This is a genomic window from Azorhizobium sp. AG788 (assembly GCF_943371865.1).
Taxonomy (GTDB): Bacteria; Pseudomonadota; Alphaproteobacteria; order Rhizobiales; family Xanthobacteraceae; genus Azorhizobium.
Genome location: NZ_CALRWL010000020.1, coordinates 71890 through 86328, shown reverse-complemented (window position 1 = coordinate 86328; position 14439 = coordinate 71890). Strand labels below are relative to the sequence as shown.

11 protein-coding genes are annotated in these 14439 nt (G+C 63.5%); 2 read left to right on the top strand and 9 right to left on the bottom strand.

Annotated elements, in window-relative coordinates; all coding sequences use genetic code 11:
* Positions 1-166: 166 nt before the first annotated feature.
* Positions 167-856: a GntR family transcriptional regulator gene (locus AAG816_RS13670; protein ID WP_341990196.1), complete on the bottom strand. Its 690-nt coding sequence runs from the start codon at positions 854-856 to the stop codon at positions 167-169.
* Positions 857-943: 87 nt separating this feature from the next.
* On the opposite strand from AAG816_RS13670, the gene AAG816_RS13665 reads away from it, so the two are divergent.
* Positions 944-2008, top strand: a complete 1065-nt coding sequence (locus tag AAG816_RS13665; RefSeq protein ID WP_341990195.1) for a polysaccharide deacetylase family protein — start codon at positions 944-946, stop codon at positions 2006-2008.
* Positions 2009-2747: 739 nt separating this feature from the next.
* Here AAG816_RS13665 and AAG816_RS13660 read toward each other — a convergent pair.
* The 8 genes from AAG816_RS13660 to AAG816_RS13625 form a co-directional block, all read right to left on the bottom strand.
* Complete coding sequence (locus AAG816_RS13660) at positions 2748-4817, bottom strand: AIPR family protein (protein ID WP_341990194.1); 2070 nt, start codon at positions 4815-4817, stop codon at positions 2748-2750.
* On the bottom strand, positions 4810-5793 hold the full coding sequence (locus AAG816_RS13655; protein ID WP_341990193.1) for a PD-(D/E)XK motif protein: 984 nt from the start codon (positions 5791-5793) through the stop codon (positions 4810-4812). The genes AAG816_RS13660 and AAG816_RS13655 overlap by 8 nt, the downstream gene beginning before the upstream one ends.
* Complete coding sequence (locus AAG816_RS13650; protein WP_341990192.1) at positions 5790-8543, bottom strand: Z1 domain-containing protein; 2754 nt, start codon at positions 8541-8543, stop codon at positions 5790-5792. The genes AAG816_RS13655 and AAG816_RS13650 overlap by 4 nt, the downstream gene beginning before the upstream one ends.
* The gene (locus tag AAG816_RS13645) at positions 8540-10027 is read right to left on the bottom strand and encodes an ATP-binding protein (RefSeq protein ID WP_341990191.1); all 1488 of its coding nucleotides are present in this window, start codon (positions 10025-10027) and stop codon (positions 8540-8542) included. The genes AAG816_RS13650 and AAG816_RS13645 overlap by 4 nt, the downstream gene beginning before the upstream one ends.
* A 75-nt stretch (positions 10028-10102) precedes the next feature.
* The gene (locus AAG816_RS13640) at positions 10103-11575 is read right to left on the bottom strand and encodes a DNA cytosine methyltransferase (protein WP_341990190.1); all 1473 of its coding nucleotides are present in this window, start codon (positions 11573-11575) and stop codon (positions 10103-10105) included.
* A complete protein-coding gene (gene vsr / locus AAG816_RS13635) occupies positions 11565-11990 on the bottom strand; it encodes a DNA mismatch endonuclease Vsr (RefSeq protein ID WP_341990189.1) in 426 nt (141 codons plus the stop codon). The genes AAG816_RS13640 and vsr overlap by 11 nt, the downstream gene beginning before the upstream one ends.
* Positions 11991-12093: 103 nt before the next feature.
* Positions 12094-12924, bottom strand: coding sequence for a MobA/MobL family protein (locus tag AAG816_RS13630; protein ID WP_341990188.1), 831 nt, complete (start codon positions 12922-12924; stop codon positions 12094-12096).
* A complete protein-coding gene (locus tag AAG816_RS13625) occupies positions 12873-13250 on the bottom strand; it encodes a MobA/MobL family protein (RefSeq protein ID WP_341990187.1) in 378 nt (125 codons plus the stop codon). Before AAG816_RS13625 ends, AAG816_RS13630 begins: the two co-directional genes overlap by 52 nt.
* Positions 13251-13289: 39 nt before the next feature.
* Here AAG816_RS13625 and AAG816_RS13620 point away from each other — a divergent pair, with 39 nt between their 5' ends.
* Positions 13290-14417 (top strand): type IV secretory system conjugative DNA transfer family protein, encoded by a 1128-nt coding sequence (locus AAG816_RS13620; protein ID WP_341990186.1) that lies wholly within the window; start codon positions 13290-13292, stop codon positions 14415-14417.
* The last annotated feature ends 22 nt before the right edge of the window (positions 14418-14439 follow it).

The following is a 14439-nucleotide window of genomic DNA, read 5'->3' as shown; positions in this document are numbered from 1 at the left end:
ATGACGGAGATGAAGGACCATCGGCGCGCATGGACGGGTGCTCTGAGGAGTGAACGCATCACATGCGACAAACAATCATCAAAATTGTTGACAATTAAAAGATCAAATTGTTGCCATAGTGACTGCGTTTTGGGCATCCTGCAGAGATGCCCCTCCCCCGGCGCGTTCAGGCCCCCCGCCGCGTCCCGCCCTTTGCCTTGGGGACGATGCCCAGATCCTGAAAGATGGCGGCAATGTCGGCTTCGCTTTCCTCGCCGCCATCGAGCCTCAGCCGGGCCTGCATCTCCGTCAGATGGCGCTCCATCGCCGCGACGGCGCCGGCCTTGTCGCGGGCCAGGATGCGCTCGGCGATATCCGGGTGGGCGTCCGGGCAATGATCTTCGGCGCCAGGCGGCTCGTATTGCGCGATTACGAGCGAGGTGCGCAACGCCAGTTCTTCCATGAACTTGACCAAGACCGGATTGCCGCTCAGCCGGGCGATCTCGACATGGAAACTCGCGCTCAGGTCCAGGCCATCCCAGCGGTCATTGTGCCCATGCGCCTTCTCCAGCGCCACCAGGCGCGACAGGTTCCTGCCCATCTCGGGCGTGAAACGGTCAAGCGCCGCGGAGATGGCCGCCCGCTCCAAGATCTTGCGGGTCTCGAAGATCGCCCGCGCCTCGTCCACCGAGCATTGCGAGACGAAGGCACCGCGGTTCGGGATCAGCGTGACGAGGTCTCGCGAGCCCAGATGCGACAGAACCTGCCGGATATGAGTTCGGTTGGTGCCGAAGGCCGATGCCAGTTCGATTTCGCCGAGTTTCATGCCGGGGCGCAGGCGCTTCAGACTGATCGCCTTGAGGATGCCCTGAACCACCAGGTCCTGGTCCATCGTGCCCCGACCGCCGACTGACGCTGCTTTTGGTTTTCGCATCTCGCCCCGCATCTCGCTCGTGGCTCAGTTGTGACAGCAGCGGATCGCTTCGGCAACTCTTTGCTCAATAAATATGCAACAAAATCAATGGCTGATTGTCGACAATCATGCGCCGCCATTCTAACAATCGTCGTACGTGGCTCGGGGAGCGAAATGCGACAGCGTGATCTCATTGGCTATGGCGGTCATCCACCTGCGGTCATCTGGCCGAATGGCGCCAGGGTCGCCGTCTCCCTGGTTGTGAACTTCGAGGAGGGCGCGGAGTTGGCCGTCGGAGATGGTGATCCGGTCAGCGAGCGGATCGGCGAAGTCATCAGTTCCGTCCCGCCGGGCGTCCGTGATCTCGGCCAGGAAGAGATGTTCGCCTATGGCACCCGCGTCGGCCTGTGGCGGTTCCTCGATGCCTTCGAGCGGCATGGCCGGCCGGCGACGTTCTACATGTGCGGACGCGCCGTGGAGCGCCTGCCACGTCTGGCGGCCGCCATCGTCGCTCAAGGGCACGAACCTGCCTGCCACGGCTGGCTTTGGCGCCCGCACGCGGACTTTGCGGATCGCGCCGAGGAGCGGGCGTCGCTCGTCCGCTGCATCGACGTCATCAGCGCGGCCACCGGCGAGCGCCCGCTCGGCTTCTGCTGTCGCGGCAGCCAGAGCATCCACACGCGCGATCTGCTGGCGGAACTCGGCTTCCTTTACGACTCCAACGGCTTTGACGACGATCTGCCCTATCTGGCCCGCGCAGGCGCAGGCCAGATCCTGGTCGTGCCGTACGGGTTCGACTGCAACGACATGAAGTTCTTCCATCCCAATGGCTTCGTCGAGCCTGACCAGTTCGTGCGCTACGTCGTGGCCGCTTTATCCACGCTGCTGGATGAGGCCGAACGGGGACGCAGCAGCGTGTTGAACATCGGCCTTCATCTGCGCATCTGTGGCCGTCCCGCCCGCTTTGCCGCCGTGGAAGGCATCCTCAAATTGCTCGCCAGCCTTGAAGAGCGGGTCTGGGTGGCACGCCGTGTGGATCTGGCGCGACATTGGATCGCCATCTCCGGCCAAGAGGCGCGGAGTGGGTTGGACTTCGCCCATGCCCATGGGCGATGAGGCCAGAAAGCGGCTGCGGAACTCACAGTTGTGAAACGCGGCAGTATGAGCCGCCTCAGCCTGGTCTCCACGAGGCACGCCACCGAGTTCCAGGCCGACTGTTGGACCACACAAGCGAGCGCGCCGCGGGCGCAGCCACGACCAGCAGGCCCACCACGCCAGCAGCGCCGGTCGTTGTCACCACCAACGGCGGGCTGATCCAGGGGCGCTGACGCTACGGCGCATTCTGCTTAGGCCGAGCCCCTGCCCCGACCTACCGGATACGCGGATCTTTCCCGGCGCTCCTCCGGATGTCCGCATCCGGTGGCGACTCGGTGGCGACAGACAAACGCGCAAAGAAAAAGCCGCCTTGCGGCGGCTCTTTCAAGTATCAAATTGATTTTAAAAGAGAAAATATTTATGCACCCCTCACTGTGCTAAAATCAGTGTTAAAATATGGGGTTACGACCACCGCCGCCCCCCCCTCCGGGCACCCGCCACTCCCCCCCTCTTGACAGCCCGTCCATCTGGGGCCGAATCTCGTTAGCGTCCCACGCCAGACGCACTCGCCGAGGCTGCGTCTACTGAGCGGCCAACATCTGCGGCATGCCTCCCACGATGGGAGCGTATGCAACACCGCCACCAGTTGGGATAAACGCTTGCTGCTGGTCTAAGCGCTTCGCGCTATAAGCTGACATTTGGCTAATCGCCAATGATCTGATGTTTGGGATGGGCTCGTGTGGCGTCGCTCTGCGCCAGTCTAATCCTGAATAGTTGAGGACGTGGCCAGCAGGCCGGCGCGCTCAACGGCCACATAGGCGTCAAGGGCGGGCTTGGCCTGCTTCGCTGAAGGCTTCTTCTGCCAGCCGCCCGCCGCATAGCTGGCGACACTCCGGCAGATTCCGGCGACCTTCCAATGGATGATGCCAGACTGCTGTCCCCGTTCCGCGACTTCGAGCCAAGTCGCACCGCTGATTTCCATGCAGCCAGCGATCCGTTCATATTCCGCCGCCGAAATGCCTGCGCGGGGCGCTGTTGAGCCCGTCGCTTCACCTTCCGCACTGCTATATGCGAGGTCGGGCGGCAAGGGGTCGACGAGCTGGGGCAAGGCGTCCTGAAGTCCAATCCAGCACGCCTCCTTCTTATACCATTCGCTTGGGTTCAACTGGCCGGCCGAGGCGCGCATCGCGGCATCCATTGCGGGCGCCCACGCACGCACCAAGTTCTCCAGCTCCGGTGAGATCGATTGGCGTGTCCAGATGCGGCTGAAGTCGATACGGCCACTGGTCCGGTGGCTCAGACCGGCAACGATGTAGGCGATAATCTGAGCCCCGTAGGCCGGAAACTTCATGGCACGGATGATGCGCTCGACACTGCGATAAAGGATGCCAATCGCTACAAGCCGCTTGAACCATTCAGTGTCAGGGGGGGAAGGTGGCTCATCCTTCAGCCGCTGCATGAAGTACTGAAAGTTTTTCTGGCCGCCGAGGCAGACGCGATATGGAAGGCCGGCCCAGGCCGAAAGGTACCGGGCCACATCGAGTTTGCTGAGCCGCCGCTGCTTGGGTGTTTGCAGACGGAATGCTTGTTGCTCGGTCCTGCGATACGCCGCCTTGGCCTCCGCCGCGAGATACGATCCACGAGCCCGCTCGTAGAACCATCTGCCCTTCCCGTCGTCGAGCCAAGTGTTGTTCGCCAGGGTCTCGATGTCCTGGTGAAACGAGTCGTTGGCCGAGAAGTCCGCCAGTTGGACTGTGTTCTGCCGGTTCGCCGCGCGTGAAATCGACGTGACCATCTCCGCGAGGTCGGCCCCGCCAACCTTGATGATCTTCACCGGCACGGCGACGTGTTCGAGCGTCAGGCTTTCCTTTCGACGCGCCCGGTGAAGCGAGGCAGTCGTCTGGCCCCCGTTGACGATTTGCAGGCCTTTCAGGCGCCGAATTGAAGGCGGCCCGTCACTGTCTTGACCGAAATCGATTTCATCGGCCGTCGCCACCAAACCGTTGTTGAAAGCCAGAAACATTGACGGCTGTTCGACGATCGTGCGCCGAAGTTCGGCATTTACCGTCTTGCGCCCCTTCAGGCCCAGGAAGGCTCGTACGTTTAGCTCGAGCAAGCGCACCCCGTACCGGTCATAAATTTTCGAGAGAACCTCGCCTGGCAACACAGCCAGGAACGCGTCATACCCCCCGTCGAACGATGGCACGTGCAGACAGGGAACGGGATGGCCGCCAAGCGCCACCAAATCGACCTCAATATCGGCGCGAGTCTCGCCCTCGCCCAACACCCGCTGAAGCCGGACGATGTCGTAGGCATCGAACTCGACGCTCCTGCCGCGCCACTCGGCTCCTTCGGGGACTGAGCCCGCCATCACACCGTCAGTCAGCAGGACGATGCGAATGCCCGTGAGAGTTTCGGCCTCGGTCTCGATCCGGCGAGCGAGGTCGCTGGCGTCCGTGTTCGAGGGTTCCAGCTTACTGGCGAGACCGTCAAGACAGGCGCCGGCAAAGCGAAGAGCACGTTCAAACGCGCGCGCGGAGTCGGCTGTGGGGACACGGCCTGGATCGGTCTCCCCGACGTAGATCGTCGTGAAGAGGTCAAGTCGGCCCCTATCATCGTCGAACGAATAGCCGTCGATCCGGTAGACGGCGTTACCGAGGCGTCCTTCCTGATGAAGGTCGAAGGTATTATCGAGATGACCAGCGTCTTCGAGGCGTTCAAGGACAAGTCGCGTAAAGACGCCAGCCGAAAATGGCATGTCCGGGCTCAGGCCCTCTTCAACATCCGCACCAAGCGCCTCTGCAAAGCGCTGCACGCCCTCGTCAACCATTCGCCCCACCCCTGGAAAACGCCGAGAAGACAACGTCTACATCACCTGTGTGCCCATCAATACCACGCAGCTCAAGGTCATAGTCTGCGTCGCGTATCGCGCCAGGGACGCCGGCGCGGGTCAGTCGGGGAAAGGTCGAGCCGACTCGAAATGCCGACAGACTTCGCAGTTCGACCACCGGTGCCGCCCTGGCACCGACATCATCCGGCATGAGGCCGCGACGAAGGAGAGCGTTGCTGAAGGCGCGCCGCGCGCCATCTCCCGGTAGCACCGCTTCGATCTCCTCGATCAGGGCACCGAGGGACTGTCCGTCGGCCGTCTCGACGAGCCGGACGTGCAGCAGGTCGAGTAGGCGTAGACCCGCGTCATCGAGCTGATCTAGGGTCGAGATCCTTAGCGACGTTGCGACGCCGAGACTCGACTTCACCTCCAGCGCGTGTCCCTGCCGGTCGAAGTCGTGAAGGCCGTCCGCGGGAGCAGCCCAGGCCTCCTGCAGCGTCGGGTCGGTAAGAACCAGGCGCCGCAATACCATAAGCTCACCAATGAGGCCGATCACCTCATGTCGCGAGAGACCGGTCCTGCGTTCCTTCAGGAACCTTCGCCAAGCGCCGAGACGACTAAGAAACGCCGCTAGGGAGTCGGCTTTGACCTCAAGGGCCGCAACCTGGATGGCGTCCGAACAGACAGTGACGAACAGATCTGCCTGTTCATGATCCTCCAGGGAAAGGACGAGCAAGGGCCCATCGTCATTTGGCGCGGAGCTCAGCCGCATGCCTCCGACCTCGAAAAAGACCGAGGCCGGCGCCAGGGTGGGGACAAGCAGGCAGGGCGCGTCGTCTGCCGCTCGCAGTGCTGCATAGATGTCGAGCGGTAATTCCGGCGCCAAGCGCTGCGTCCTGAACTGGCGCGTGCGTACCTGATGCCGCGCCAGCTCGGCCCAAGCGTCCTGAAGGGCGTCGACCCAGGTTTCGCTCACGCGTCATGCTCCCGCCGGCTCACCATGTTTTCGACATACATGCGCCGGATGGCGGTGACGCTCTCCGGGAAGCTGACGACGACTCCGATCAGTGGCCGCCCGCTGCCCGTGCCCGCGAGGTCGGGATCCATCGGATAGATGATCAGCAGCCCGTTCTGCGGACGGCGGCCTCGAATGGTTCGAATGCTGGGGCCCGACGGTCGGTCGGTAGCCACCTGACCGGTCAGCGCCCTTTGAGCGTTGGTCTCGACCAGAGCCTCCATAAACTCCGTGTCTGACAGGTCGATCGCCTCGTCGGGCGGGTGCAGAATGCTCCTCACGATGAACCGGGACTTCGTAGACTTGTCGTCACGAGGAGATCGTCGGATGCTCTGGAAGGTGCGACCAGCCAGTTCGACCGGCTTGCCTCGGTCCCCCGTTGCCAGGAAGACGGTCCAATCGGTAAGCTCGCCTTCCTTGAGCTGATCTTCGATGTAGCCAGCGAGGCGACGGCCTTCGATCTCGTAGTTTTCCGGCGGGAAGGCAAAGCCGCGCAGGAAGTCGGCGACCAAACGACCTTGGACCTCGGACCAGAGCTCACCATTGGCCACTGGGCCGCCGGCAGGTCGCACTGGCGACAGCACGCCCGCTCCAAGCATCTCGATAAAGGATTCCGTCAGGTCGGCATTCTGATCCGCCGTCACCTTGTCCCGAAAGAAGGTGGTCTGAATCTTCCCTTCACCGGCGAAGGCGACTGGCCGACTGTACGCATATCGCTGCTTGTTTGCTGCGGTTACGGACATGATGCTGTGCCCGGCAACCTGCAGGCCATACTCCTTGGGTGTCGCCAGCATCAGCTGCATATGCGCCAGCTGGGCTCGGAGGTCCTTGTTCGCAGTCCCAACGTGCCGGAACCAGTCCTCCATATCAGTGGTGGTATAAAGTCGGCAGAGGTCGGCAAAGCCCCGACGATATCCAAACCACCGTCCCATCTGGAGGAGACTGTCGTACTGCTTCGAGATGCGCAGGAAGTAGCTGACAGTCAGGCCTTCGAGCGTCAGTCCCCGGGAAAGTTTGTCTCCACCGACCGCGATGACCGAGAGACCCGTTTCTGCATAGGCGTCATAATCCAAGCCGGTCTTCGACTTGCCGTTCGTCACGGCGACACGGATCTTGTCGGCGCTGTCCGATAGACAGGCCAGCACTTCGGACCAGCTGACCACGACGGTGTTGCGCCCCCACACCGTGGTTGCGACCGCTGCCGTCGTCGGCACGAAATCGGCGCTCCACATCGCTGCCAGACGGCCGAGAGTCTCAGTGTCGCGGCCGGATATCAATGCCCGAACCGTGTCCAGACGGCGGAGGACTTGGCCATAGACTTGGTCATGGACATCCACGAAACGCGAGACGTGCACAAGCATGGAGTTATGCGCCCGCTCCTGCCCCCTTGCCGCGCGGGCTGCGCAAGACAGCAAGAAGGCGTCAATGGCCTCGTCCAGGCTCGGCGGAGATTCGTCAACTCCGCCGAATGTGGGCCGGAAAGTCTTGTCGTGCGTGTCCGGAATCCAGCGCTCGCCCGTCTGATCTATGTAACGCACGAGGGGCAGCCCGCCTTCGTCGCCTTCGTCATTGGTGCCGAATACGGCCACCGGACCAAAGTAGTCGTCCGGTGGCGTCAGCGAGAGAATAAAGGTCGAAGGGAACAGATCGGCCCCGTATTCCTCAGCTGTTCGTTCGTCGTGCATGAGGATGTTGGCGAACGGGGTGGCGGTGTAGGCGACGTAGGCCGACCGGTCAAAGGCGCCGAGCAGCTTGCGAATCTCGCCGTTGATACGCGTGGGATCATAGTCCTCATCAAAGGTTCCGTCCGGCAGGAGCGGCTGATCCTTGGTGTCCACCGACGCTTGGTCGGCCTCGTCGTCGATGACCAGCAGCGGAGCCTCGCGAGACTCAGCTGGAAGGCGCGTGATCCAGCGGTTCAGATTCCTCAGGATGCTGACGTTTTTCTTGACCACCAGCAGGCATGGTTGTGTCAAGGGCGCGAAGTTGGCTTGGCGTGCGATCTGCAGGCTGAAATCACCCTTCACCGTCGACAGCGTCAGGCTGTCGACGATCAGACGCGGATTGATCCCTCCGACGCCGATCACCTTGCGACCACCGTCGGCAGAGGACGAGTCAGGATCGGTATCGTAGCCGAGGAAGTCCGATTCCAGACGATCCTGAGTCTGCAGGCGCAGCACGTTGTGCATTCCGGCGAGGACGACGATAACCCGATAGCCCGCGTCCGCGGCCCGGTTGATCACGCCGGCGTAGTGCGCCGTCTTGCCGGACTGCACATCGCCCACGACGAGTCCACGCCAGTCCCACGGGCCGCCCCGCTTCGGGTCGTCGAGCACCTCAAGAACCCGGGCCGTGCTTTCCCGCAATTCGGTAATCGACTGTTCGGGCCAGTTCGCCTCGGCCAGCTTCTCAAGATACCGGTCCATGAAGGGGCCAGGACGCCGACGGTCACCAACATACCAGTCGGGCGGCCGCCGCCGGTCCTTCAGCCCGAGGGCTTCCCCCTGTTCAACAACGAAAAGCACTTCCAGGACACGGGCTACTGCGGCAAAATCCGCATCGGAAAAGACGTGACCGGTCGTCGCCGAGACCAGGGGCGCCACAACGGCCATGGCCTTGTCGATTGCGGGCTTGTCGACGACAGCGCCCGTCTGCGATCTCAGCAGCTGCCGCGCCATGTTGGTCAGGGTGGACTGCGGGTCGACGTTCATGACGCGGCCTTGAGATTATGAAGGACTGCGATTCGCAGCGCGGACATGTCGCCGGGAAGGTGGCGGATCAGCTGATCGAGGCGCTCCTCGAGCGGCGTGGAGGCCGGCATGGCCGATACGACAGCTGCGAGCTGAAGGGCGAGTTGCGCGATCTCGGCAGCGGAGAACGAAGGAGTTGCGGCTCCCTCGGCTTCCGACACGTCCAGCCAGATCCGCTCCACGGGCACGCTCCGCTCGATGAGCGCAAGCAGGCCCTCGACCAGTGCGCCCTTGCCGCCAAGAGCCTCGCTCACGGCGCGTACAGCGGGATGGTCCCGTTTAATCCGGTAACGCGCACTGCCGAAACCCGCAGCCCAGATGTCGTCCTGCGACCGGGCCTGCCGCAGCTGTCCTTTGGCGCGGCTTCCACGCCAAGCGAAAACCTCCCTCGCCCTGTCGCGGCAGAGTCCGGCAATCACCGTGAGGCGTGGGCGAAGCCGGCCCGGCGGTCGCGCCTGCGACTTGCGTACGTCGATGCGCCAGTCTGCATCCAGGCCCACCGGCAAGTCGACGGCGATCCTGGCCAGACGGCTTGCCTCGTCGCGGGTCCAAGCGCGGGTGCCGCCGAGACCCAGCCACCCACCAGGAACCAGGAGGCGCCGCCCCCGATAAACATAGAACCCCTGGCGCTCGCCCCAGCCGCCGGGCCCGCCAGCCGCCTCATACTCGGCGTCGTTGTTGAACCGATCTCTGTGGGGCAGCACGTAAGGCATAACGGTGAAGATCTTTCCAGCGTGCCTGACGGGTTCTGACTGCATGGTGATCGTGGCGGGGTGAGCCCGCTGGAAAGGATCCCAACCGCGAACGGCACGGCCGTTCAGCGAGATGCCGATGCGGCGCGCATCGCCCGAGAGAAACCGATGGAAGACCATACCCAGATGGTCGCCGATGTCCCTCACCCTAAGGAAGAAAGCGTCCCGGTCCAGGCCCGAGAGGCCTCCGATCGAGTCCATGCGCTCCCACTGCACCAAGGTACCGTTGTCCCCCGCCTCCAGGATGATCACTTGGTCAGAAGGGGGCAATGGATCCAGCACAAGCGCGTCCCATCGGCGCCGGGCGATGACCTCGTCGACATCCCATGCCAGCGCCGAGGTAACCCCGGCCTTGCGGGTCACGACTGACAGTTGGCGGCACTGCGACAGCGAGGCGGTCTTCAGCCCAAGCCCGAAACGGCCTAGGTCAGTCTCCGCCCGCTCGCCGTCGGGACCGTTACCACCGAAGCACATCGCGCGGACGAGCGCCTCCGCGTCCATGCCGCAGCCGTCGTCAAGAACCCGGGCGATAGGCTCACCGCCGTTCCAGTCGAGATCGACGGAAATCGCGCTCGCACCGGCCGCGATGCTGTTGTCGATCAGGTCGGCAAGGGCCGTCTCGGGTGAATAGCCAAGACCTCGCAGAGACTGCAACAACGCAGAGGCCGACGGAACAATCTCGATCGTACGCATCCGCCCTCCTCCCTTTTTTTTGCGACGACGCTGGTCACGCCTGCCGCATCATTCCCTCGGATGTCAGGAAGTTCGTCAGGCGGCGTCTTCGACCTCGGACCGCGCAGGTTCCCGTGCAAGGACGAGTTTCAGCGACGAGGCGACGGCCTTCGCCAGCAGCGGCGGCACCGCGTTGCCTATCTGCCGATAGGTCGCGTTCATGGCACCGGAGAACCTGAACCCATCCGGAAATGACTGGAGGCGGGCTGCTTCCCTGACCGACACCGTCCGCTGCTGACGGGAGTCCCAGTGAATGTGGGAATAGGTGTCCTTGCCCATGTGGGCAGTCAGCGTGCGGGATGGCAGGGCCGGGTCGAGTTTCCACCACTTGTTCGGGAACTTGCCTGGGTCATACGGCGGCACGTAGGCGCCCCGAAGCTCTTCCCAACGGGCTGACCCCTTTCTCGGTTTGACAGGCTCCTCCCTGAGACGGGCTTCGAACAGTTCCTCGGCGATCCTCCGCGCCATCGGATAGTCGGCGCCTGTCGGCATAGCCTTGAAGATGGGGAAATCCCGGGGCGTCAGGCGAACGACGTTGCCCGCGACCTCGCCTCCGGTTTTGAACCCCGACCATTCCCGCATCTGGCGCTGGTAGGGAGTGAGGTCCGTGAAGATTCGGTATGGCAGCTTGTCATTGACCTTCCGCCGACGCATGACGTCGGGCGTCCGCAGGTGCTCGGAAATATAGGGCAGGTCGGACAGAGCCGCTCTGACAGTGACGGCGGCCGGCAAACCTTCGGCCGGTGCCGCCGGCCGGATGAATCGCCCATCCGACGGCACGTGCCGGAGCGCAACGGTCCGGGCTGCCTCATACCCTGAGGGTAACTCGGCCAAGTGGCTGGGGACCGGAAAATCAGGTCGCACGCCCAGGGACCGGTCGACAGCGAGCAGGAACAATCGCTCACGCATCTGCGGAACACCGAAATAGGCCGCATTGAGAAGCGTATAGCTCGTCTCGTACCCCCGCCCCTCAAGCGTCTCGCAGATTTCCTCCGGCACATTATGCCCGCCGAAGTTAAGGATATCTGGGACGTTTTCAATGAGCACGGCCACTGGCTGAACCGCATCCACATACTCGAGAAAACGCTTGTAGAGCTTGGCGCGAGGGTCTGTGCGATAGGCGCCGTCTTCGCCTTTGACGGAGGCCAGCTTCGAGCGACCAATCCGGGCGAATGCCTGACACGGAAGGCCCGCCGCCAGGACGTCGAAGGATTCTGCCGTCGAGGTCGTCAAGCCAAGCTCACGGACGATGTCATCGGCGCTGTCAGTCACCATGTCCCGAGCCATGGCCCATGCCGTGGCATCCACATCTTCAGGTGCGGCAAAGTTCAGGGCATAGCTGGCCGCAGCGCCCGGCTCGTTTTCCACATGCGCGACGAGCTGGAACCCGGCGGACGACAGGCCGAGGGACATCCCGCCGCAGCCCGAACAGAGCTCGAGGACACGTGGAGCTGCACCAGCTCTAATGGCAGCAAGCTTCTTCGCCTTGGTGTCAGGCCTATAGCTCATCGTCCCCACCGTGCCCCAGATGTGAGGCGATTCGCGCACTCAGTATTTTGGAATCTTTAGTCTCGCATTCCCATACCACGAGTGGCGCCCAACCGCGTTCAACCAGCTCGAAAAGTGTCTTTTGGTCCCTTGCCTGGTTCTTCTCGAATTTCGTCATCCAGAAGTCCGGGTTGCTTTTGGGCTTGTAGGCGAATTTGCAGCCAGGATGGCGGTGCCAGTAGCAGCCATGTACCAGGATTATCTTGCGAAGCCGGGGGAAAACCAAGTCGGGCGTGCCCGGAAGATCGCGGCGGTGCAGCCGGAATCGGTATCCTAAAGCGTGCGCCGCCTTTCGGACCGCAAGTTCGGGCCGGGTGTCTTTTCCCCGGATGCCGGCCATCATCGCCGACCGGCGCGCCTTGTCGACTATGTCCATTCCACCTCGCTGCCCCGCCGGGCGATCGCAGACCAAGCCGAGAGATTTATCGGTCTCGGTCGTGGCCGGCTATCCTGCCATAGACCACGCAGGCCTATCTCGATCAGGACTTGGAACCCACCTCTCGCTCCAGAACTCTGTTTAGCCTGCGTCCCCAGCCCTCCAATTGCCGCCGCCGCGCAAGCACGGCCTCCCTCCCCCCACGGACGGCGGCCAGAACAAGCTCCAGCTCCCTAACCATCGCCCGCACCTGAGCTGCGCGCTTGGCCGCATGCGTCTGCCGCGAGCGCTCCCGCTCCCGCACCCGTCGCGCCCCTTCAGCTGCAAGCGCCCGTTCGCGCCGGAACGCCCGCCCCATGATCGCGCCTTCGGCATAAAACCGCGCCTGTCGATCCCAATAGTCCAGCTTGCGCCGCAGCCGCGCCGCCTGCCGGTCGATCTTCTCAAACCGCGCACGCGCCTGCTCGTTGTTGCCGAGCAGCAGCCGCATGAGCCAGTCGACCCGGCTGCCCCGGTCGTGGGAGGGATAATCCCGCACCCGGCGAACAGGTGGCTTCCCCTCCTCCCGCCACCGCTTCGGCCCCACCTCCTTCACCCGACTGCGCGCGGTCCGGCCGTGGGCCGCCACCTGGCGCGCCAATGGCCCGACATGGATCTCCGGCGCCCGATCAAGCTGCACCGCACTCCGCGCATCACCGCGTACCTCGGCCTCCGCCCGCTGCGCCTTTAGGCTGCGGTGCTCCACCACCGCTCGGTGGCCATTCCGCCGCAGGGCATCATTCTGGTGTGCCCAGGCCGCACGCCATGTGACCATCATGCTGTCGGCGTTCCACTCACGGGTCTTCACCCGCCGGAGCCCGTCCGGTGTCGCCTGGCGAAGGGTCAGCAGAATATGCGCATGGTGGTTGCGGGGATTGTCCCCCTTCTCCAGCACCGGCCGGTGATGGCGATATCGGCTACCATGCCACGCGCCACGAACTGCTCGGCCACGAACCCGCGCACTAGGTCCAACCTTTGGTCGTCGGTCAGCTCATGGGGCAACGCCATGTTGATCTCACGCGCCAGCTGGGCATCCACCCGCTTCTCGGCATGCTCGACGGCATTCCAGAGGGTTTGACGGTCGCTTAACCAGGGCGCGCTACCCTCTGGGGCCATGATCTCCCGGTGAGCCACCCCACGCCGCCCGCTGAAGTCCGACCACTCTTTCCGTCGGGAATCATGTAAACGTTCGCCGGCCCGGCAGGCGGCCATCGCCACCATCGAGCGTCCTTCAGATCGCTTCACGATCTGCGCCGAGAAGTGATATTCGCCGCCACGGGAGCCGGAAAAGGCCTCGGAATCGTTATCCCTACCCTGCTGGACTATCCCGGCTCGATCCTGGTCACGGACCCGAAGGGCGAGAACTACGCCATCACGCGCCGCCGCCTCAGCACCCTGGGCGAGGTGCGCATGCTCAACCCCTCCGACCTCCCCGCCTCCGACCGCTTCAATCCGATGGATATCATCCGGGTTGGAACCGACCTCGAATCTGACGACGCCAGAACGCTTGCCCGACCAATGGTCAGGCCAGATGCACGAGAGGCTCACTGGGACGACAAGGCAGTGTCCTTGCTCACCGCCCTGATTCTCCACACCCTGCGCGAACCAGATGAGACCCGCACCCTTTCCCATGTCCGCACCCTTTCGGTGGGTGGCCCGGAGACCTTCCGCGCCACTCTGGAGGAAATCGCCTACAGCTCCTCCACGCTCGCGGGCGAGATCGCCTCGGGCTTCCTGAGCCAGATTCCCGAACAGCCCAGCAGCAAGGCGGGCGAGTTGGAGAGCATCCGCTCCAATGTACAGAAGGCCACCGTGTCCTGGTCAGCGGGCTCGCCCGCCGGACGTCTGTCCGCCTCCTCCTCGTTCTCGTTGACCGAACTGGTGGAAAACGTCACCACGCTATATCTCTGCATCGATGAGGAGCTGTTGCCGGTCTACGAGCGCTGGCTGCAGGTGATGACCGGCTGCGTGCTGGCCATCCTCACCCGTGCCAAGCACCGTCAGGTCCGAGGCCCCAAGGTGCTCCTGCTGCTCGACGAGGTGGCGGTGCTCGGTCCCCTCGATCCGCTCCAGAAGCAATCCGGCCTCCTGCGCGCCTATTGCACGCCGGTGCTCATCTGGCAGAATATGCCGCAGGTCAAAATGGTCTATGGCGACGGCGCCGAGGCGTTCCTGGCGAACGCCTCCTGCCGGATCTTCTTCGGCATCAACGACAACGACACCGCTACCTATGTGGCCACCATGCTCGGCCACACCACCACGCTCTCCGCCTCCACGGGGGTCTCACAGGCCAGCGACGCCTGGTTGCGCGAGCAGCGCCAGCAGGGCCAGGCGGATCGACTACCGGCGAACTTGGCGCTGGCGGCGGAGCTGGGACACATGGCGTGAATGAATAGTGCCATTACCGAGC